1 protein-coding gene (cut by a window edge) is annotated in these 24,521 nt (G+C 47.0%); it reads right to left on the bottom strand.

Translation table 11 applies throughout. The annotated features are described in order from the left end of the window. Positions 1 to 24,521 carry the 5' portion of a non-ribosomal peptide synthase/polyketide synthase gene (locus tag CLV59_RS17790; protein WP_111593431.1) on the bottom strand. Its footprint begins 23,584 nt before the window's first position, so the window shows 24,521 of its 48,105 coding nt (coding positions 1–24,521); it begins with the start codon at positions 24,519 to 24,521; its stop codon lies beyond the left edge, outside the window.

The following is a 24,521-nucleotide window of genomic DNA, read 5'->3' as shown; positions in this document are numbered from 1 at the left end:
GTTCTTTCAGGATCTGTAGCCGCTTGTTCTTCGAACAACCGGTGAACTGGCTTGTCTGTTGGGAATATTGGCAAGATATCGTTTACCTGCTCCAATACCGCTGCCGGATAATGCAGGGATTTAATCTTTAAATCATGCCCTGCAGTAGCCAGTTGGCGCAATATTTCCGTATAGGTGCTAATATATCCATTAATCGTAGCCGCATCAAAGAGGTGTACTGCATAGTTAAACGTGCCGATAATCTCTTCGCTACTTTCATCCAGTATGGCGCTCAGATCATATTTAGCGACTGTATAATGACCAGCATTCGCATATGGGGCAAACAGCCCTCCAGCATTCAGTTCCTCATTATTCTTGTGCTGAATATTGAAAGTAGTCTGGAAAACAGGATGACGCGAGGTATCCTGTTCGATTTGTAATTCATCTACCAGCTTTTCAAATGGAAGGTCCTGATGTAACTGTACTGATATCACAGATGCTCCTACCTGACGAATAAAATCTCTTACACCTTGTTTCGGATCTATCTCCTCACGCAACGCCAGCGTATTGACAAAGAACCCGATCAGGTCTGCTATCTCGCCGTAATGACGGTTGGCAACCGGACTACCTACTACAATATCCCGTTGACTACTATATGCACTCAATAACAAATAGTACCCACTCAGTAGCAGACTAAACATGCTCACTTCCAGTTCACGGGCAACCGACCGTAAACGATCACTGGTAACCTTGTCTATAACAAAAGATATATCTGCCCCTTCATAACTGATTTGTGCAGGACGCAGTCTGTCTGTTGGCAGCTGCAATGTTTCAAAACCTGACAATTTATGCTTCCAGTAAGATAGTTGTTTGTCTAGTGTTTTTCCTGTTAGGTACCTACGCTGCCATAAGGCAAAATCCTTATACTGTAACGGCAATGGAGCCGGCAGATATTTTTCAGCCGCGGCTATGTCTCCTTGTGCAAGACATTCGTAATAATGATAATAATTCGATATATCTCGTAGCAGTATCTCCGCAGACCATCCGTCAAATGCGATATGGTGTAATACAATACTCAGGTACTCCTGCTGTTGAGGAAGCGTATAGAGCGTAATGATAACAGGTAATGCTTCATCCAGCTGGAAGATATGATTAGATAATTCAGCCAACGCCTCATCCAGTTCCGTTTGAGCAGACAGCTCACTACGAATGATTTCAATTGGATGTAAAATATCATCTTGTACCTCCTGGTAACTTACTCCTGCCGGGGTTGTTCTTATCCTGCTTCTCAGCACTTCATGCCGATGCACAACGGCGCGCAATGCCATTATCAGTGATTCCGTATTGGTCTGCCCCTGCAATTTCAACACCAGCGGTACGTTGTAAGCATTACTACCTCCTTCGTAGTTATCAATAAACCATAAGCGTTCCTGCGCAAATGATAATAACTGCTCTTCCAAAGTATTGATAACAGGCGGAATAATGCTTACCTGCTCTCCAATGCCAATCACAGCCGCCAGTTTCCGTATAGTCCTTGCCGTGAATATAGCCGCTACACCCAGGTTTGCTTCCAGCACAGCATTCAGCCGGTTAATCAGCCGAATGGCAAGAATACTGTTTCCCCCCAAACGGAAGAAGTCGTCATTCACACCGATCTTATCACTATCTATTTCCAGCACCTGCCCAAAGATGGCGCACATCGCCATTTCGGTATCGTTTTCCGGTGCACTGTAATGAGTGCTATCTGTAAACACCGGCTCCGGTAAAGCACGGCGGTCCAGCTTTCCGTTTGCAGTCAATGGCAAGGCATCTAACCGCATCAACACGGATGGAATCATGTACTCTGGTAAATAATTCCCCAGGGAATCCCGCAAAATTTGCTCATCCAATGGTACTGCAGATACATAATAACCTACCAGATATTGGCTGCCATCCGCTTGTTTCCGCGCCAACACCACGGCATCTGTGATACCGGCATAGGCTGTCAACTGATGTTCTATTTCCCCTGGCTCTATTCGGTATCCACGGACTTTCACCTGAAAATCCGTACGACCAATATATTCCAGGTTGCCATCACGGAGGTATCTTACCGCATCGCCGGTTTTATACAGGCGACCAGCACCAGCAGGATGATTGATGAAGCGTTCACGGGTCAGTTCCAGCCGGTTCAGATATCCACGCGTAACCCCTGCTCCGCCAATGTAAAGCTCTCCAATAGCCCCGATTGGTACTGCACGAAGCTCCGTATCCAACACATAGGTATTGTAATGAGCATACGCCTTGCCGATAGAAAACGTTGTAACGGTATCGTCTATACGGAAGTAAGTGGCGCCTACCGTCGTCTCTGTTGGTCCATATTCATCAATGATGGTGCTAAAATGGGATAGAATACGGCTGATCTGATGGCGCAACAATTTCTCTCCTCCCACAATAGCCGTATTCACACGTACTTTCGGATTATTCAGCAACGACAGGTAGGCCGGCGTACTCTTCACCAGTTCAATTTGGTGCGTGATCAGATGCTGCTCATAAGCCGCCACATCTGTTATGCTGCCTTCAAAAATGTACACCGTTTTTCCGAAGCACAAAGGATATAGGGTAGTCGTTACCGATAGATCAAAAGATAAATTACCAGAAAAATCAACGCGGGCCAGGTCTTTCGGTAATACATCCGCAATATTAAACAGGTAGTTGACTGCATTACGATGCGCCACCATTACCCCTTTCGGCTGACCGGTAGTGCCGCTGGTATAAATTACATAGGCCAACTGCTCAGGGTCTGTTATTACAGCCGGTAGCTCCACCTGCTCGTACTCAAAACGCTGGTCTCCAATTACCTCGGCGGTTACGGCCGCAGATAATGCTGACAATCGAGGTGCATGCTGTTCATTTGTCAAGACTACCTGCATTCCTGTATCCGACAGCATATAGGCGATCCTTTCATCAGGGTAACCCGGGTCTATAGGAACATAAGCAGCACCCGCTTTGAGTACCGCCAGAACGGCCGTCAGCATATGCTCAGAGCGATCCATGCAAATACCTACCAGATCGTCTGCCTGCAACTCATAACGGTCACGTATATAGGCAGCCAATTCATCTGCACGAGTATTTAGTTCTGCGTAAGACAGCTGTACATCTCCACAAACCACCGCCGTTCTTGCAGGATCTGCCGCCGCTTGTTCTTCGAACAACCGGTGAACAGGCTTGTCTGTTGGGAATATTGGCAAGATATCATTTACCGGCTCCAATACCGCTGCCGGATATTGCAGCGATTTAATCTGCATATCATTGCCAGCAGTAGCCAATTGGCCCAATATGGCTGTATAGGTGTTAATATACCCCGTAATCGTAGCGGTGTCAAAGAGGCTTACTGCATAGTTGAAGGCGCCACGGATCTCCTGACCGCTATCATCCAACATAACGCTCAGATCATACTTAGCAACAGTGTAATGGTCGCCATCCATATACGGCGCAAAGAGTCCCGCTGTATCAAACGCCTCCAGACCTTTATGCTGAATACTGAAAATATGTTGAAATACCGGATGTCGCGATGTATCCGGTTCCACCCGCAACTCGTCCACCAGTTTTTCAAACGGAAGATCCTGGTGCAGCTGTGCTGATATCACCGAAGCGCCCACCTGGCGAATAAAATCTTTTATGGTATGCCGCGGATCTATCTCTTCACGTAAAACCAGGGTATTGACAAAGAAACCAATCAGGTCTGCTATCTCCCCATGATGGCGGTTAGCAACCGGACTACCCACTACAATATCCCGCTGATTACTATATGCACTCAATAACAAATAGTAACCACTCAGCAGCAGGCTATACATGCTCACTCCCAATTCGCGGGAGACAGACCGTAAATTATCGCTTGTTACTTTGTCTATAACAAAAGCAATATCTGCCCCTTCATAACTGATCTGTGCAGGACGTAGTTTGTCTGTAGGAAGATGCAACGTTTCAAAGCCTGACAATTTTTGTTTCCAGTAAGATAATTGTTTATCTAATGTCGCTCCCGTCAGGTACCGACGTTGCCACAGTGCAAAATCCTTATACTGTAACCGTAATGCAGGCATAGCAAAGCCGGCAGCTTTTACAGCATCATTGGCTTGCAATGCCAAATAACGATAATAATGTTGCTGCAATTCATGCAGCAGAATATCCGCAGACCAGCCGTCGAATGCAATATGATGCAGCAACAGACTCAGATAATATTTACCTGATACGCTGTATATGTGTGCCCGTATTGGAAATTCTTCTGTCAATCTGAAAATATGATTCGCCTCTAATGCAAGTGCTTCATCCAGCTCTTGCTTCGTTGACAATTGCTTCTTTGTAACTTGTAATGGATAAACGCTATCATCCATTACAACCTGATAACCATGGCCGTCTTTACCTGTTTGGATCAAACTTCTGAATACCTCATGACGTTGAACAATGGTACGTAATGCTTGCACCAGGCATTCCTGCTGCACATCAAGTTCCAACTCCATGACGAGTGGAATGTTATAAGCGTTGCTGCCACCTTCATAATTTTCAATGAACCACAACCGTTCCTGGGCAAAGGATAATATTTGTTCTTCAGGAGAAGTGATGCTGGGTATAGTGATGCTTACCTGTTCAGTTGCGTCGTTGTACAAATGAGCGGCCAACATGTGAACGGTACGGCAGGTAAATATCGTGGCCACACTAGTACGTATGTCCATTACCGTATTTATCCGGTTCATTAAACGTATAGCCATGATACTGTTACCACCTAAGCGGAAGAAATCATCCTCCGTTCCAATCTTATCCGGCGCTATTCCCAGTATTTCTCCATAGATCGCGCAAATGACGGTTTCCATCTCATTCTCCGGCGCACGGTAATGGTTACTATTCGTAAACACCGGCTCAGGCAAGGCGCGGCGATCCAGCTTGCCATTAATGGTCAGCGGTAACTGTTCCAGATGCACCAATGCGCTTGGTAACATATATTCAGGCAGGTATGCTCCCAGGTATTCCAGGATAGAAGTATGATGAATCGCTTCATCAGACACATAATAGCCAACCAGGTATTTGTTACCTTCTGCCAATTCTTTTACCAGCACCACCGCTTGTTCTACGCCCGGATAGCCGGCCAGACGGAATTCTATCTCTCCTAATTCTATACGATGACCTCTAATCTTTACCTGGAAGTCGGCACGACCAACATACTCCAGATCGCCGGTTGGTAATAGTCTTACCAGATCTCCGGTTTTGTACAATCGTGCATTACCGCCAGTGAATGGATCTGGAATAAAGCGTGTAGCCGTCAGCGATGGCTGGTTCAGATAGCCCCGGGCAACACCATCCCCACCAATATAGAGCTCGCCGATGGCGCCCAGTGGCACTGGTCTGCCGACAGCGTCCAGCACATAAACAGTTGTATTCGCCAGTGGACGGCCAATGTTAGCGGTACTGTCTCCCTGTTGGTAAGGGTGCACAGTAGCGCAAACCGTTGCTTCTGTTGGGCCGTATTCGTTGAGAATAGTGGCATTAAAAGACAGATCACTCAGATCTGGTAATTGTTCACCGCCCGTAAATATCAAGGATAAACCGGTAGGTGCCGCTAAGAATTCACGCAGCAACACCGGCGGAATAAATGTAACGGATATACGCTGTTGGTTAATATACGCGCGTAATGCATCCGGGGCTGTTCTGATACCATCCGGATACAGGTACAAGGTATTACCATTGGCTAATGCAGGGAAGGCTTCATAGACAAACGCATCAAATACATAGTTGGAATAACAGCCTACCCGTTCATGTTCATTCAAAGTATGCAGCGGCACCAGTGCGCCAATCAGGTTAATCATGCTACGATGCTGTACCATTACACCTTTGGCGGCGCCGGTGGTACCACTGGTATAGATTACATAAGCCAGGTCTGTAGCGGCTGCCAGCGGAATAAGATTCCGGGTTTCATAGCCTGCTAGTATTCCGTTCCATAAGTCAACACTATCAATTGGCACTATGCTCGCAGCGGTATCCACTGCATGCAATCTTTCTACATGACGTTCATTCGTCAGCAACACCTTGGTACCAGTATCTTCCAGGATGTAACGGATACGTTCATCGGGGTACTCCGGCGATATAGGAACATACGCAGCCCCGGCTTTTAACACGGCCAGGATGGCGATGAGCATATCTGCGGTACGGTCAAGTACCAGTGCGATCAAATCGTCTGGTTGAATATTATAACGCTCACGCAGACACGTAGCCAGTTGATTGGCTTTGGCATTCAATGCGGCATATGACAACTGTGTATCTCCATATATCAGTGCAATGTTTTCAGGATTCGCTGCTACCTGCTCTTCAAACAACTGATGGATGGTTTTATCTGCAGGATATTCACCTACAGTATTATTCCAGTCATAGATCAGTTGGTGGTATTCCCTTTCGTTCAGATGCGCCAACGATGAGGATACGATGTCCGGTTGTGCGATCAGTTGATCCAGAATCAATTCCACTCCAGCCAGCAACTGCCTGATGACAGCTTCATCAAATAGTTCTGCAGCGTACCTCAGCTCCATATTGATTACCTGATCACGTTCCGCTGTTACTAAAACCAGTGGATAATCCAGTTTCTCTTTACTTCCCCTGAACCGAAGCGACAATGTCCCTTGCTCTCCTGCTGGCAATGGATAGTTTTCAAATACAAACAGACTGCTGAACAGCCGTTCTCCTCCAGACTGTAAACGGGCCAGGTTGATATCGCTGCGACTGTTCACCTCCGTTATATGTGCCTGCAAGCGTTTTATAGCTGACAATACACTGTCTGCATCATGTTCCATGATTACCGGCAAAGTATTTATATACAGCCCTACAGAATGTTCTATATCGTTAACAGGTAGGTTACGGCCGGAGACAGTCATACCCACTGCGGTTGTTCGGGTATTACCATATAGGCTGAGCTGCCTGTGCCAGCAGTATTGTAACACCGCATTCAGCGTAATGCCATGAATGCCACACAACTGTTTCAATGCTTCATAACGGGCACCACTAATCGTTAAAACTTGCTCATCTGGCTGCAATACATGACGGTATCCCGATAGTTGGATATGCCGCTGGTCTGGACGCAACAAACTGCTGAGATCTTCCTGTTCCGTTAACTGACTAACAGCTGCCTTCCAGAAAGCTTCATTTTCGTTCCGGTGTTGTTGCAGGTAACGTTGTGTTGCGGCATAACCCTCGTCTTCCCTTACCACAACTGCGATTCCTTGCAGCAACTGTAGATACACTTCATGGACGTAATTGAGGAGTATGGGCATACTCCATCCATCCAGTATGGCATGGTGGTTACTGAAAAGGGTACTCCAATGTTGCGTTCCCCGTTTCACCAGATATATACGGAACAGGTTCCCTGTCAACAAATTGAAAGGTACCTCACGATCCTTTGCAATCAATTCATTCAGGTATGCTTCCTGGCCGGCTTCGTTCAGCTCACTGATGTCTTCATAGTGCCATTCTGTATGTCCATGACGGTCTACAATCTGCACCAGTTCTTGCTCCCAGGCAAAACGGAGACGTAGTGTACTGTAGCGCTGTTGCGCATATTGCCAGGCTTGTTCCAGCAACGACGGGTTGATGGCGTTATGGTAATCCCACAGCAATTGCACCCGGTAGGCATCATCTACATCTCCTTGTCGCAAAGCATGATAGATAAAGCCTTCCTGTAAGCTGCCTGCCAGGTAAACGCCAGTAATTTCTTGCCGCGACTGTAATCTATTTAACCAATCGTTGGAGATAATATTGTCTGTATCGCTGGCTGTCAGCCAAGTGCGGGATGTATTACTCAGCCAGTCAATCATCTCTTCCAGGACCTGTTGATAGGTGGCTGCCAGGCTTGTGAGCAGATCAGCCGCCAAACCTCCGGAGATATTGAATTGTAACCGTCCTCCTATCACCAGTCCATTGATATTGATTAAATGATGATCTCCATTCGTAGCGTCTATTTGTCTTCCGCTGTCCTCTCCTGTCAACTGCCATCCGCTACCAGCTGAGCTTTCCTGGGTATCGAACTGACCTAAGTAGTTAAAGCTGATACGCGGTAACCCATCTGGTTGGTAGCCAGTAAATATCCCATAGCCGATACCGTTAGTAGGTACTGCACGTAGCATTTCTTTGGTGGCTACCAATTGCTTACTGTAATCCTCTCCTTCACTATGGAGATGTATGGGGTACATGGTCGTAAACCAGCCACTGGTATGGGTAATATCTATGGAGCTTGAAAGGGTTTCACGGCCATGGCTTTCCAGCAAGATATAATGATTATTTTCTCCCGTGATGCGTGATAGAGCTGCCCCCAAGGCACTTAATAAAATATCATTGATTTGAGTATTATAAACATGGTGACTTTCACGTAGTAAGCGCCCGGTATAGGTGGCATCCAGTAGCAATGATGCATAGCTGGTAGTTGGGGCAGACAAATGTTCCAGTTGTGCATTACCTTTCTTGATGCCTGGTAGTAAGGCAGACCAGTATTGCTGCTCCGCCACTGGTAACTCATAGCCGGAAATCAGTGTAGTCCACTGACGGTAACTACTTCCCTTAGGCCCTAACCATTCTATTAAAGAGCGTATATCCGTTACTGATACGGTAGACAGATGATTGTAAATACGCTCCATATCAGCCACCAGCATACGCCAACTTACGGTATCTATCAGCAAGTGATGCGCTGCCAGGAAGAGGCGTGCCCGACCATCAGCATAACCTTCCAGGTAACCTGCCTGTAGTAGCCTGTCTTCATAGATGTTAAAGTTAGCCTGCCAACTGGTAAGTACGTTATGCAAAGCTTCTGGCGTCTCCAGTGTACTAATATCCAGGCGATGAATATCTATGCTGGCGACTTCCCCTCCATAATACTGCGTACCATCAGGACGATATTTTAATCGCAATCCATCATGATAGTTCAACAGCACTATCAGCGTGCGTTCCAGCAGCTGTATATCCAATACCGGTACACTGATCAGGAATGATTGGTTCCAATGATGATAAGCTGGCAACAAGCCGCTGGTAACATTGGTAAAGAACCAGCGCTGTATTGGCAACAATGGTACTTCACCAGAAAGGATGCCCTGTTCCGTATCCAGAACGGCTGCTGTAATACCTGCTGCAATCACATTTGTATACAGTGCAGCGATGGTACGATAACGGAAGATATCTTTTACGGCGACATGGATACCTGCTTGTTGGCGCAAACGACTCACTAACTGGATGCTCACAATAGAGTCCCCTCCCAGTCGGAAGAAGTCGTCATCAATACCTACCTTATTGCTATCAATACCCAGGACCTGTGCATAGATGGTACACATCATGGATTCTGTATCATTCTCCGGTGCACGGTAATGATCACTTTCCGTAAATACTGGCTCCGGTAAGGCGCGGCGGTCCAGCTTTCCATTGATAGTCAATGGTAGCTGCACTAGATGCACCAATGCGCCTGGTAGCATGTATTCTGGCAGATAAGATCCCAGGAACTCCAATATATGCTCATGATTCAATGCAGAATTGGATACATAATAGCCGACCAAGTATTTGTTGCGTTGCTGCTGTTCTTTCACCAGCACCACTGCTTGCTTAATGCCAGGATAGCTGGCCAGACGGGATTCTATCTCGCCTAACTCTATACGATACCCTCTGATTTTCACCTGGAAGTCGGCACGACCAACATATTCCAGATCACCGGTAGGTAATTGTCTTACCAGATCCCCGGTTTTATATAACCGCGCATCGCCAACTGTAAATGGATCGGCAATAAATCGTGTAGCCGTCAATGTTGGTTGGTTCAGATAACCACGCGCTACGCCGGCTCCGCCAATATGCAGCTCCCCGATGGCGCCCATAGGCACTGGTCGGCCCGCCTCATCCAGTACATACACGGTGGTATTGGCCAATGGGCGACCAATATTAGCGGTGCTGTCTCCCTTTTGGTAAGGATGTATAGTGGCACAAACAGTAGCTTCGGTAGGGCCGTATTCATTGAGGATAGTAGTCTCGAAGGTCAGATCACTCAGATCTGGTAATTGTTCACCGCCCGTAAATATCAAGGATAGATTGGTAGGCGCAGATAAGAATTCACGCAGTAATACCGGCGGAATAAATGTAACGGATATACGCTGTTGACTGATATATTCGCGCAGCGCATCAGGAGCGGTTCTGATATTATCTGCATAAAGGTACAAGGTATTCCCATTCGCTAAAGCAGGGAAAGCCTCATATACAAATGCATCAAATACATAGTTGGAATAGCAGCCTACTCGTTGATGTTTGTCCAAGGTATGTACTGGTACCAGTGCGCTGATCAGGTTGATCACACTGCGATGCTGCACCATTACACCTTTGGCCGCGCCTGTAGTACCACTGGTGTAAATCACATAGGCCAGATCTGTTGCGCTTGCCAGCGGTGTAAGAGGATTGGCGTCATAACCGGCGAGGGTCTCACTCCATAAATGTGCGCTATCAACTGCTTCAATAGCAGCAGTAATATCCAGCGCTTGCAATCTTCCTACATGTATTTCATTTGTCAGTACGACCTTGGTACGCGTATCTTCCAGGATGTAACGTACACGTTCATCCGGATACTCCGGCGATACCGGCACATAGGCTGCTCCTGCTTTTAATACCGCCAAAATAGCCACCAGCATATCAGCCGTACGATCAAGCACAAGTGTGATTAAATCGTCTGGTTGAATACTATAACGCTCACGCAGATACGTACCCAGCTGATTAGCTTTCGCATTCAATGCTGCATAGGACAATGGCGTGCCTTCAAAGACCAGTGCGATGTTATCAGGATTCACCGCCACCTGTTCTTCAAACAACTGGTGGATGGTTTTATCCGTAGCATATGCCTGCTCCACTCCTTTACTAAAGCCCAATGTGGTAGCTATTCCTGATTCATCCAGGAAATGCAGTGATTGGAGTTGTCCTTTTTTACTCACCACCAATTGCGACAGAATAGTGGTATAGGTAGTAATAAATCCAGTGATGGTATCCGCATCAAACAATGCGGTGGCATAGTTAAAGACGCCACTAATTTCTTCGTTGCTATCATCCAATAACACCGTCAGATCGTATTTAGCGACATTATACTGCCCGGATGGCCGATATAGCTGGAATAGTTCGCCTGTTCCCTTCTGGTCTCCAAAAGACTGCATACTGAATACGGTCTGGAATACCGGATGACGAGATACATCCGGCTCTACCTGCAATTCATCCACCAGCTTCTCAAACGGAAGATCCTGGTGCATTTGCGCCTCCATCACCGCATTGCCCACCTGGCGGATGAAGTCTGCCACCTTTTGTTCCGGATCTACCTCCTCCCGTAAGGCCAGCGTATTCACAAAGAAACCAATCAGGTCTGCTATCTCTCCATAATGACGGTTAGCAACCGGACTCCCCACCACAATATCCCGCTGATTACTGTAAGCGTTCAGCAACAAGTAGTAACCGCTCAAGAGCACACTATACACGCTGACTTCCAGTTCACTGGAAAGTGCCCTCAGATCATTACTGGCAGCTTTATCCAGGAAAAATGATACATCCGCGCCCGCATAATCGAATTGTGCGGGACGTGGCTTATCCGTTGGTAGATACAAGGTTTCGTAATCCGATAACTTATTCCTCCAATAAGACAATTGTCTGTCCAATACTGCTCCTTCCAGGTAATGACGTTGCCATAAAGCAAAATCCTTATACTGTAAAGGCAATGGCGCAGGAAGATATTTTTCTGCCGATAGTATATCTCCCTCGGCAATATATTCGTAATAGTGATAATAATTCGATAAGTCGCGCAGCAAAATATCAGCAGACCATCCGTCAAATGCAATATGGTGCAACACGATGCTCAGGTAATGCTGTTGCTGAGGAAGCGTATAAAGTAGGATATGAATCGGCAATTCCTCATCCAGTCGGAAAATGTAGTTCGACTGAGCTATCAATTCTTTATCCAGCTGCGCTTCTGTGGCCAACGCTCTATGAAGGATGTGGATTGGATACAAGGTATCGTCCTCTACCTGCTGGAAACTCCGTCCGGCTTGGGTAGTACTGATCTTACTTCTTAGCACCTCATGACGATGAATAACAGCTCGCAATGCCTGTAGCAGGATTTCCGTATTCACCGGCTCCTCCAATTTCAGCACCAGCGGTACATTATAAGCATTACTACCACCCTCATAATTTTCTATAAACCATAAGCGCTCCTGTGCAAAAGATAACAACTGCTCCTCTGGCGCATGGATAACAGGAACCGTGATGGCGACATGATCTGCCGCACTTTTTTGCAACGCTGCTGCCAGGCTGCGAACGGTACGGCTATTGAATATAGTGGACACGCTTGTTCGTATATCCAATACCGTATTCAACCGGTTCATCAGTCGGATAGCCATAATACTATTGCCACCCAAGCGGAAGAAATCATCCTCTGTTCCAATTTTCTCCGGCGCTATTCCTAGTACTTCCCCATAAATGGCACATATAGCTGTCTCCGTCTCATTCTCAGGTGCACGATAATGGTCGCCGTCAGTAAATACAGGCTCAGGCAAAGCACGACGGTCCAGCTTACCATTGATGGTCAATGGTAACTGTTCCAGATAAATTAACACTGCAGGTAACATGTACTCTGGCAGATAAGATCCCAGGTATTCCAGGACAGCATTATGATCCAGCGCTTCATCAGACACATAATAGGCCGCCAGATACTTGTTGCTTCCGTTCTGCTCTTTCACTAGTACGACTGCCTGCTTGACGCCCGGATAGGTAGCCAGGCGGTATTCTATCTCGCCTAATTCTATACGGTAACCTCTGATTTTTACCTGGAAGTCGGCGCGACCAATGTATTCCAGTTCTCCATCTGGTAATTGTCTTACCAGATCTCCTGTTTTGTATAATCGTGCATCGCCGCCTACAAACGGATCTGCAATAAATCGTTTAGCCGTTAGTGATGGTTGATTTAAATAGCCGCGGCACACGCCGGCGCCGCCTACATATAATTCCCCTACTGCTCCCGGAGGCAGCGGGTGCATATATTCATCCAGCACATATGCCTGCAGATCAGGGATCACGCGGCCTATCAGGGAACCTTTGTCTAATTCTGATATATGCAGCGCTTTAAAAGTCACATGCACCGTTGTTTCCGTGATACCATACATATTGACGAGCAATGGCGCATCGTCAGCATATAGCTCGTACCAGGGTTTCAACTGGGCCAGGTTCAGTGCATCGCCACCAAAGATCACATAGCGTAGTTGAGTCAGCCGACCAATTTTTTGTTGCGCCGTTGCGATGAACTGATAGAATGCCCCTGGCGTCTGGTTTAGTACCGTCACGCCTTCCCGCTCACACAGGTCGTAGAAAAGACCGGTGTCCTTTGTTTGTGCTGTAGAGGGAATTACCAGCTTACCGCCATAAAATAAGGCGCCCCAGATTTCCCATACGCTAAAGTCAAATACAATGGAATGGAATAAGGTCCAGACATCTGTGTCATCGAAATTATACCAGGCTGCGGTAGCATGGAACAAGCGGGATACATTGCGATGTTCGATCATAGCGCCTTTTGGCTGGCCGGTAGTTCCACTAGTATAAATTACATAAGCCAGCTGATGTGCATCGATATTTAGTGCACCATTCTCCACGGGATAACCATACAATTCCTGCTGCTTTTCTGCTGCATCAATGCATACTATATCCACAGGTAAACCGGCTTTCAGTGGTGTAAGTCGCTCCTCGTAAACCAAATTTGTCAATACGGCCCTGGTAGCGGTATCCTTTAGCAAATAAGCTAATCGTTCATCCGGATAATCCGGCGACATAGGCACATAAGCAGCTCCTGCTTTCAGTATCGCAAGAATAGCAATGATCATATGTTCAGAGCGATCCAGGCAAACAGCCACCAGATCGCCTGGCTGTATGCTATAACGCTCACGCAGACACGCAGCCAGCTGATTAGATGTTGTATTCAATGCGGCATAAGACAACTGTATATCTCCATATATCACTGCGATATTATCAGGAGTGGCCGCTGCTTGTTCCTCAAATAATTGATGGATAGTTTTATCCGCCACATATTCAACAGCTGTATGATTCCATTCCCGGATCATTTGCTGGTATTGCGCTTCGCGCAGATGTACCAACGATGAAGCGGCGATATCCGGATGCGCAGTTAACTGATCCAGGATCAGTTCCACACCAGATAACAACTGTGTAATGATGGCGTCATCGAATAACTCCGCTGCATATTTGATCGTAAAACTAATCTCCGGGCCACGCTCTACTACCACTACTGCCAGTGGATAATCCAGTTTCTCTACGCTTCCTCTGAACCGGATGGACAATGTCCCTTCCTCTCCTGCCGGCAACGGATAGTTTTCAAATACAAACAAACTGCTGAAGAGGCGCTCTCCACCAGATTGTAAACGCGACAGGTTGATGTCACTGCGACTATTCACTTCTGCTATCTGCCCCTGTAAACGTTTGATGGCGGATAATACACTGCCTGCATCATGTTCCATGATTACAGGCAAGGTGTTGATATATAAACCGACGGATTGTTCTATATCGTTAATCGGTAGATTACGGCCGGAAACCGTCATACCTACAACAGTGGTATGGGTATTGCCATATAGACTTAGTTGTCTGTGCCAGCAGTATTGCAGCATGGCATTGAGCGTAATACCATGCGCCCCTAATAACCGTTTCAGCGCTTCATAGCGCGTACCACTGATTTCCAGCGACTGAGCGGCTGGCTGTAATACATGTCGATATGCCGATAATTGGATATGCCGCTGATCTGCGCGCAGTAAACTGCTGAGATCTTCCTGTTCTTCCAACTGACTAACTGCAGCCCTCCAGTAAGCATCATTTTCGTTCCGGTGTTGTTGCAGGTAATGCTGTGCTGCTGCGTAGCTCGCGTCTTCCTTTACAATCACAGCATCCCCTTTCACCAGCTGCAAATACACTTCATGGACATAATTGAGTAACAATGGCATACTCCATCCATCCAGAATGGCGTGGTGGTTGCTGAAAAGGGTGCTCCACTGTTGTTCTCCGCGTTTCACCAGGTAGATGCGAAACAGGTTACCCATTTGCAAATCGAATGGCAATCTGCGATCCTTTGCCATCAGTTCCTTCAGATGAGCATCCTGGTCAGCTTCATTTTGATGGCTGATATCCAGGTAGTGCCATTCTGTATGTCCCTGGCGGTCGATGATCTGTACCAGCTCATGGTCCCAGGCAAAGCGCAACCGCAGCGTACTATAGCGCTGCTGCGCATATTGCCAGGCCTGTTCCAGCAATGCCGGATGGATGATATGCTGGTAATCCCATAGCAACTGCACCCGATATGCATCATCTACTTCTCCCTGGCGTAAGGCATGATAGATAAATCCTTCCTGTAAGCTACCTGCCAGGTAAACGCCGGTAATCTCTCGCTGTAACTGTAACTTCGACAACCAGGTATTCGGGATAATATGATCCACATCGCTGGCTGTCAGCCAGGTACGGGATGTATTTCCCAACCAGTCAATCATCTCCTCCAATACCTGCTGATAGGCTGTTCCAAGTCTCGTCAGCAGATCGGCAGCTATACTTCCATAGAAATTAAACTGGAGGCGTCCTCCTATTACCAGCCCATAGATGTTGATCAGGTAATACCCGGCATTGGCAAGATCTATCTGTCCGCCACTATCTTCGCCTGTCAGTTGCCATCCGCTACCAGCCGCTATTTCCTGGGTATCAAACTGCCCCAGATAGTTAAAGCAGATGCGCGGTAATCCTTCTGGCTGATAACTTGTCTGTATCCCATAGCCGATACCGTTATTCGGTATAGCTTGCAGCATTTCCTTGACGGTTACCAATTGCGTTCCGTAATCATCTCCTTGGTTTTGGAGATGTATTGGATACATGGTCGTAAACCAGCCACTGGTATGGGTGATATCAATAGCGCGGGCAAGTGCCTCACGGCCGTGGCTTTCCAGCAAAACATAATGGCTGTTCTCTCCGGTGATACGCGACAAGGCAACACCAAGCGCACTTAATAAGATATCATTGATTTGTGTGTTATAAACATGGTGACTTTCCCGCAATAGGCGCTCCGTATATTTGGCATCCAATAGCAGCGAGGAATAGCTGACGTTGGGGGCAGACAAACTTTCTAAAAGTGTATTACCTGCTTTTATACCTGGTAATAATTCAGACCAGTATTCCTGTTCCGCCACTGGCAACTCATAGCCGGAAATCAGCGTAGTCCATTGACGATAACTGCTGCCTTTAGGGCCTAACCATCCTATCAGAGAACGTATATCCATTGCCGGTACCTCCAGCAAATGATTGTAAATACGTTCCATATCTGCCACCAGCAAACGCCAGCTTACGGTATCTATCAACAAGTGATGCGCAGCCAGGAAAAGGCGTGCACGCCCATCGGCGTAACCTTCCAGGTAACCTGCCTGTAATAACCGGTCTCCGTAGATGTTAAAGTCGGCCTGCCAGCTGGTAAGTACATCATGTAAAGCTTCCGGCGTTTCCAGCGTACGAATATCCAGGCGGCGAATCTCCACGCTGGTAGCTTCTTCCCCATAATATTGCATACCATCTTTACGATAGCGTAACCGTAATCCGTCATGATAGTTCAGCAGGGTTGTCAGGGTACGTTGCAGCAGGGTGATATCTAATACCGGCACACTGATCAGGAATGCCTGGTTCCAATGATGATACTTCGGTAATAAGCCACTGGCTGCATTTGTAAAGAACCAACGCTGTATGGGCAACAGTGGCACTTCTCCTGAAAGGATGCCTTGTTCTGTTTCCAATGCGATGGAGGCGGTACCTGCTGCAATTACATTCGTGTACAGGGCTGCAATGGTGCGATAGCGGAAGATATCTTTCACTGTAACATGAATACCTGCTTGCTGGCGCAAACGGCTCACCAGTTGGATACTAACGATAGAATCTCCTCCTAGCCGGAAGAAATCGTCATCCACACCAATTTTGCTGCTGTCTATACCAAGTACCTGCGCATAGATGGCGCACATAATGGATTCTGTATCATTTTCCGGAGCGCGGTAATGATCACTATCAGTAAATACAGGATCTGGTAAAGCGCGGCGGTCCAGCTTTCCGTTGATGGTCAACGGTAACTGTTGCAGATGTACCAAAACTGCTGGCAGCATATATTCCGGCAGATAAGCCCCCAGGTATTCCAGGATGCCAGCATGATCTAATGGTTGGTCAGATACATAATAGCCGGCCAGATATTTATTGCCGCCTTGTTCTTTCGCGAGCACCACTGCTTGCTTTATGCCGTGATAGCCGGCCAGTCGGTGTTCTATCTCGCCCAGCTCTATACGATACCCTCTGATCTTCACCTGGAAGTCGGCACGACCAATATATTCCAGTTCTCCATCTGGTAATTGTCGCACCAGGTCACCTGTTTTATACAGTCGCCCATCCCCTTTTACAAATGGGTCCGCAATAAATCGTTTAGCCGTTAGCGATGGTTGATTTAAATAGCCACGGCAAACGCCGGCCCCACCTACATATAACTCTCCTATCGCTCCCGGAGGTAGCGGGTTTAGAAATTCATCCAGTACATATGTCTGTAGATCAGGGATCACACGGCCTATCAGGGAACCTTTGTCTAGTTCTGATATATGCAACGCTTTAAAGGTCACATGCACGGTTGTTTCCGTGATGCCATACATATTGATGAGCTGTGGCGCATCATCAGCATATAGCTCGTACCATGGTTTCAACTGGGCCAGATTCAGTGCATCGCCCCCAAAGATCACGTACCGTAGTTGTGTCAGCCTGCTTACTTTTTGTTGCGCTGTAGCGATGAACTGGTAGAAAGCGCCTGGGGTTTGATTCAGGACAGTAACCCCTTCCCGTTCACACAAGTCGTAGAATAGCCCTGGATCTTTGGTTTGTTCTGTTGATGGAATTACCAGCTTACCGCCATAGCATAAAGCGCCCCAAATCTCCCATACGCTGAAATCAAACACGACCGCGTGGAACATCGTCCATACATCTGTGGCATCGAAATGATACCAATCTGCCGTCGCATGGAATAAGCGGGATACGTTGCGGTGTTCCAGCATAGCGCCTTTCGGCTGGCCTGTAGTACCACTGGTATAAATCACATAGGCCAGGTTGTCGGGGGTGGTGATTACTGGAGGTAATACGGGTGAGTTATCCCATAAATGGTCGTGATCAATCGCCTCAGCAGTGACTTCCGGTGAGAGTACTGCTAGTCTCTCCGTATATTTTTCATTTGTTAAAACAAGTTGGGTTCCTGTATCTGCCAGGATGTAGGCGATCCTGTCGTCAGGATAAATGGGGTCCATTGGAACATAGGCTGCTCCGGCTTTCAGTATAGCCAGAATAGCGGTTAGCAGATCAGCGGAACGATCCATACAAATCCCTACCAGATCATCCGCCTTTAGGTTATAACGGTAACGTATATATGTAGATAATTTCTCAGCACGCGCATTCAGCTCCCTGTAAGAGAGTTGTACATCTTCATACACAATGGCTATTTTATCCGGATGTGCGGCTACTTGTTCTTCAAACAACTGATGCACCGTTTTATCGGAAGGATAATCATATTCGCTTTTGTTCCAGTCGTAGATCATTTGCTGGTATTGCGCTTCGCGCAGATGCACCAACGATGGAGCTGCGATTTCCGGGTTGGCAGTTAGTCGGTCCAGGATTAGGTCTATACCGGATAACAGTTGCGCCATCATCGCTTCGTCAAATAACTCCGCTGCATATTTCAATTGCAACTGGATGACCTGACCACGCTCTGCTACCACCACTGCCAGCGGATAGTCCAACTTCTCGATACTACCCCTGATCTTAATAGACAGTAGTCCTTCTTCCTCCTCCGGTAATGGGTAATTCTCAAACACAAACAGACTGCTGAAGCGTCTTTCCCCTTCTGATTGCAAACGTGCCAGGTTGATATCGCTGTGGCTACTCACCTCTCCGATATGTGCCTGTAGCTGTTTAATAGCTGATAACACGCTGCCAGCATCATGTTCCATGATTACAGGCAGGGTATTGATATATAATCCGACGGATTGTTCTATATCATTAATGGGCAGATTACGGCCGGAAACCGTCATACCTACAACAGTGGTATGGGTATTACCGTATATGCTCAACTGTTTGTGCCAGCAGTATTGCAGCACCGCGTTGAGGGTAATTCCATTAGAGGAGCATAGTTGTTTCAGTGCTTCATAACGTGTGCCACTGATGGACAAAATTTGTTCTTCCGGTTGCAGCACCTGTCGATATGCAGCCAGGCGGATATGACGCTGGTCTGTACGCAGTAGGCTGCTCAGGTCTTCCTGGTCTTGCAACTGACCAACAGCTGCGTTCCAGTAGGGAACATTTTCGTTCCGGTGTTGCTGAAGGTAACGCTGCGTTTCCGAATAAAGTCCGTCTTCCTGTACTTTAACAGCAGTACCTTTTAACAGCTGCAGGTACACCTCATGGACGTAATTGAGCAACAAGGGCATACTCCATCCGTCCAGTATTGCGTGGTGGTTGCTGAAAACTGTGGTCCACGCATGTTCTCCGCCTTTCAGGAGATATATACGGAACAGGTTACCCGTTAATAAGTCGAAAGGTAACGTACGATCTTTCGCTATCAATTCCTGGAGGTAAGCATCCTGTTGAACTTTATCCAGATGGCTGATGTCCAGTGAATGCCATTCGACCTGCCCATGCCGGTCTACGATCTGCACCAGTTCATCCTCCCATGCAAAACGGAGGCGCAGGGTGCTATAGCGTTGCTGTGCATATTGCCAGGCCTGTTCCAGCAGTTCTGGCTGGAGTGGGTTATGGTACTCCCATAATAGCTGCACCCGGTAAGCATCATCCACGTCGCCCTGATGTAAGGCATGATAAATAAAGCCTTCCTGCAGGCTGCCTGCCAGGTAAATGTTGGTTATTTCACGGTCTGCCTGTAATTTATCGAGATACTGTTTTGAAATGATATGGTCGATATCACTCACCGTCAGATAGCTACGTGGAGAGGATTTCAGGTAATGTACGGTGGCTTCCAAAGCTTTCCGGTAATTATCTGACAGGGTAGACAAAGCTACAGCAGGTATATGTCCGGCAATATCAAACTGAAGGCATCCGTCAACGACCCTGCCCAGCACATCGATCAGGGTATGTGAATGATTGGCCGGAGATAGATACTGTCCACTACTTTCTCCGGAGATATACCATCCCTGTGCGTGTTCTGACCGTTGCCCACCAAACTGTCCCAGATAGTTGAAACTGATCAGGGGTAAGGCTTGGGAAGCATACCCATGTAAGGCTCCATAGCCTATACCTCCGGAAGGAATACTTCGCAGCATTTCCTTAACCGTTACGAGGTTTGCACCGATATCCGTAGCAGGAGTAGTAATTTCCACCGGATACATAGTGGTGAACCATCCGGTAGTATGGGTTACATCTGCTGCTGGTGAGATAAATTCTCTCCCGTGGCCTTCCAGCAGCACATGATGATGATCCAGGCCTGTCAACGATGACAATGCAGTACCTAGTGCACTCAATAAAATATCATTTACCTGTGTTTGGTACACATGCCCTATTTCCCGCAGCAACCATTCCGTATGCTGTTTGTCTAGCGAGAATGTATTCCTGGCGGGTACAATATTTTTCATGGCCAGCAACACGGCATTGCTGGCAGGAATACCTTCACTGACCGTCCACCACCATGCCCGTTCCTCCTCCGCCGTTTTTCCATCGGCAGGCACATAATCAGCAACAGCGTTTACCCATTGACGATAGCTGCTTCCTTTATGACCGAGTATATCAGCAACCGGTACAGCGCGCAGAGAATCGCTGTCCACCTGATTTTGATGGGCTGAAGATAAATAGTGATATATTTTTTCTGTATCCTCACTGATAATGCGCCAGCTGACTGTATCCAGGAGCAAGTGATGCGCAGCAAAAAATATTCTGGCACTACCGTCTGGGTACCCATATATATAGCCCACTTGTAACAGCGGGCCTTCGCTGATGTTGAAGCCTGCCTGCCATTCGGTGAGTACTTCCTCCAGGCTTATGTTGGTAGCGGATATATCCAGGTATTTGACAGAGAAAGATGTTACTTCTTCTCCGTAATACTGTTCATACACACCATTTTCCTTTGGATAGTAAAAACGTAGCCCGTCATGATAATTGATCAGTTTCAGTATACTTAGCTCCAGTAATTCTTTGTTTAATGGAGGGACATGTATCAGGAAAGACTGGTTCCAGTGGTGAAAAGCAGGGAATGTACCTTGTGCAACCTGATCAAAGAACCAGTGTTGTATGGGTAGCAGTCCCGCCTTTCCTGTCAGTGTTCCCTGTTCAGCGGTAATAACCGGGGCTGCAACAACGAGCTTAGATATTTTATTGGTATATAATTGCCGGACAGTCCTGTTCCGGAAGATATCTTTTACACTTACGCTAATGCCTAAACGTTGTCTCAAACGGCTCACCAATAATATGCTCACGATACTGTCTCCTCCCAATCGGAAGAAATCATCCTGAACACCTATTTGTGCTATACCTAATCCTAAGACGTCGGCATAGATTTCACATAATATACGCTCCGTCTCATTCTCCGCTGCTTGTCCTGATGTGCTGTCTGGCAACTGGGGTTCGGGGAGCGCCCTAAAATTCAATTTTCCGTTTACAGTTAGCGGCAATGCTTCCAGCCGCATTAATGCAGCAGGTACCATGTAATCAGGCAGATGCTCCGCCAGATAGTCTAATAGTAATTGCTGCTCAATTTCACTATTGGATATATAATATGCCGCGAGATAATTGCCACTCCCGGATGTTCTTTCTCTAACTACAACGACCGCCTGCCTGATTTCCGGGAAAGCGCATAAGCGGTTTTCTATTTCTCCCGGCTCGATTCTGTGGCCGCGGATTTTCACCTGGAAATCGTTTCGGCCTATATATTCCAGGTTTCCGTCCGGCAAGTATCTGACAAGGTCGCCGGTTTTATAGATACGGCCATTGATTCCTTTGGCTTTCTCTGCAGCCGTCTGGAAAGGATTTGTAATAAAGCGTTCCGTTGTTAGGTCTGGTCGATTCAGGTAACCTCGTGTTACACCTACCCCACCGATGTATAATTCGCCGGTAGCCCCAACCGGAACTGGTATCAGACGGGCGTCCAGTACGTATAGAGAGGTATTGGCAACAGGCCGCCCAATTATTCTGGTATTATCATCTGTGCAATGATGAAAGGTAGCGCATACCGTGGCTTCCGTAGGGCCGTACTCGTTAATGAGCAATGCCTGCAGCGGCGCTTTCAGATCAGGCAGTTTTTCTCCTCCGGAAAATATCAATTGGAAACTGGTATCCTGGCCGGCAAATGCAGGCAACAATACTGGCGGAATAAAAGAAACGGTGATGTTATGCTGGTGGGCATATGCCATGAGTTCATCGGGGGCATTCCTGATTTCATCGCTGTACAGATACAGGCTGTTGCCATTGCACAGAATGGGAAATGCTTCATACACGAAGGCATCAAATACATAATTTGAATAGCAGCCCACATGCGGATGCGTATGCAACTGATGTATTTCTGTCATCGCTGTAATGAGGTTGCAGACGCTATGATGTTCCACCATGACGCCCTTGGGCTGCCCCGTAGTACCGCTGGTATAAATAACATAGGCCAGGTCATGCGCCTGGCTGATGATTGCAGGAGTGATACCGTTGAACTTTTGTTCCAGCATCGACTGAAATGCAATACTGTCGATACTTTCAATTGCTAATCCAACATGCCCCGGGTTATTGCTGAGCGCAGTGGCGAAGGATTCATTGGTTAATACCACCCTGGCCGCAGTATCTGAAAGTATCCATTCTATGCGGCCTGGAGGGAATCCAGGATCTATGGGTACATAAGCAGCACCAGCTTTCAGCACTGCCAGCACCGCAATGATGAGGTGTTCCGATCTGTTGAGGCAAAGGGCTATCAGATCATCCTGTTTGATGGCGTAGGTAGTCTGAAGATAGGTAGCCAATCGGTTGGCACGTTCATTCAGTTCCTGGTAGGTCAGTCGGTTATTTTCAAATACCAGCGCGGTGGCAGCAGGAGTTTTCGCCACTTGTTCTTCAAATAGCTGATGAATGGTTTTGCCGGATGGATATGGCTTGGCCGTGGCATTCCAGTCATATAATATGGTTGAATAGTCGCTGCCACCAAGGAGGCTATAATCTTTCAACGGGAGGGCTTCTACCGTAACTGTTTGGCGCAGCAGTTCCAGAAACGACCGGACAACGCCTTCTGCCACGAATTGACTAATGATGTTTTTCCGGTATATTAATCTGAATTTAAAATTCTCTTTGTCTCTTCTGTCATACATCAGCGACATCCAGTAAATGGAATCATCGCTCAATGGGAGATCAATTTCTTTTACGTGTAGCCCTTCTAGTGAGATAGGCACACTGCTCATGTAAGATTCTGTAAATCCTATATTGAAATAATCCGAGCTATCTTCCTCCCGTATCTTTCGCTGGTCATTGATAATGTCGGATAATGGATAATGCTGGTGACGTTTCACCTCTTTTCTCTGGGCAACAATTGCTTTGATCAGTGCGGTCACCGTATCATATCTTTCCGTTTCTATTTTCAGCGGGAGGTTATTGATAAATGATCCGGTAATATCCGGAAAGCCGGGAGGCCGCATATTCACTGCATAACTCAGCAGGATTCCGGGCTGGTTGCAGTAACGTGCTACTACAACGCCATATACCGCTGCCAGTACAGTAAAGATGGAAACTCTATGCTGATTTATATATTGATGAAGCCCTGTCAAGGTTTCCCCGGACAATTCAAAGAAAAGGGTTTCGCCAGACATATCTTCCTGGGCAGCATGTCTTATTACTGGCAAATCGGCCACCAGTGGAAGTTCACCGATATAATCACGCCAGAAATCCCTCGCCGCAGCGCTCTTTTCAGGCGTCAGTAATTTCTTTTCCTTTTCAATGCAGTCAATGCGGGAGGGCAATACGACAGGCTCGGTTGGTAGTTGCAAAGCTTGGATACTCCAGGCATGGCTTACCTTACTGATAATACTTTCAAAGCCAATACCATCGGCAATGATATGATGCAGACAAAAAACAATGTACCATTTTCCGTTTCGAGGGGTATTGTCTATCAAATGTATTCGCAGCAGTGGCCCGACAATCAGGTCAAACGGACGGTTGATAATATCCAGCAGTTGATCGCGCAGATCTATTGCCAGATCCGGGGTTTCCTCGAAGATAAAATCTTCCGTTGGAAAATTATTATAATAACAGGTAGTTCCATCATTACTGAATGTTGCATGCAGTATGTCATCTTCTTTTATCAGTTTACTGCAGGCAGCGATAAACAAATTCTTGTCTAACCTTCCATCCACTTCATAAACTTTTGACACATTATATATACTGCTTTCCGGCGCCAATGCCCACTCTATAAAAAATGATCTCTGATATTGAGATATTGGCAAATACTGCTTTTCCAT

Origin of the sequence: Chitinophaga dinghuensis (assembly GCF_003259435.1) — a bacterium.
Taxonomy (GTDB): Bacteria; Bacteroidota; Bacteroidia; order Chitinophagales; family Chitinophagaceae; genus Chitinophaga; species Chitinophaga dinghuensis.
This window is presented reverse-complemented; position numbering and strand designations above follow the sequence as displayed.